Source organism: Litorisediminicola beolgyonensis, assembly GCF_042679605.1.
Classification (GTDB): domain Bacteria; phylum Pseudomonadota; class Alphaproteobacteria; order Rhodobacterales; family Rhodobacteraceae; genus Litorisediminicola; species Litorisediminicola beolgyonensis.
The window spans coordinates 1-873 of sequence record NZ_JBHTMU010000097.1; the positions used below are offsets into that span (position 1 = coordinate 1).

The window sequence follows — 873 nt, forward strand, 5'->3', positions numbered from 1 at the left end:
GGGTCAGGCCTCATAGCTAGTAGATGACCGTGGCTGCGAGAGCGATGGCCGAGAGGAAGACCTTCGGGCATCGGTCATAGCGCGTGGCGACCCGCCGCCAGTCCTTGAGCCTGCCGAGCATGATCTCGCGTCGCTGCTCGGCAGTGCAGTGCGTAGCGATATCACGAGAGGGGCTGTTCCGGCGTTTGTAGCGGCGCTTGTCATACTTGACCGGTGTCTTCCGCTGCTTCCTGCCCGGGATGCAGGCGTGTATCCCTTTGTCTTTCAGAGTTTCCCGGAACCAATCTGCGTCGTAACCACGATCTCCGAGCAGCCAATCGACATCCAGCAGACTGTCGCATAGCGCCCTCGCACCGACGTGGTCCGTCACCTCTCCTGCCGTCACGAATAGGTTCAGAGGACGCCCTTGGCTATCAAAGATGGCATGAAGCTTGGTGGTTATGCCGCCCTTTGTGCGACCGATCAGGCGGCCACGCCCCCCTTTTTGACGCGCAAGCTGCACGCTGTTCGGTGAGCCCTGAGGTAAGTTGCGTCGATCATGACGGTCTTTTCTTCAACGTGCTCCGAAGCCAGGCCAGCCAGGATCTGCGTGAAGATGCCTTTTTCACTCCAGCTTCCAACGGTTGTAGAGCGTCTTGTGCGGGCCGTAATCTGTCGGCGCACCTCGCCATCGCAACCCATTGCGATTGATGAAGATAATTCCGCTCAGGACGGGACGATCATCGGCGCGCGGATTGCCATGGGGCTTCGGGAAGTAAGGCTGCAGATGCGCCATCTGCGCATCGGTCAGCCAGAAGAGATCAGACATATCACCGCTCAGTTTCGTGCGGTGGAGCATATCTATCCGGCCCAATCAATGGGTCCTGAGCCTAG

Annotated in this window: 2 protein-coding genes; one reads left to right on the forward strand and one right to left on the reverse strand. The window is 59.0% G+C overall.

Annotated features, from left to right (window positions below; translation table 11 throughout):
* Positions 1 to 16 precede the first annotated feature (16 nt).
* Positions 17 to 502, reverse strand: coding sequence for an IS5 family transposase (locus ACFQ4E_RS20590; protein WP_386806408.1), 486 nt, complete (start codon positions 500 to 502; stop codon positions 17 to 19).
* Positions 503 to 595: 93 nt separating this feature from the next.
* Between ACFQ4E_RS20590 and ACFQ4E_RS20630 the strand changes: the two genes are divergently transcribed.
* Positions 596 to 873 (forward strand): hypothetical protein (locus ACFQ4E_RS20630; RefSeq protein WP_449280317.1); only part of this gene is annotated, 278 nt, incomplete at its 3' end.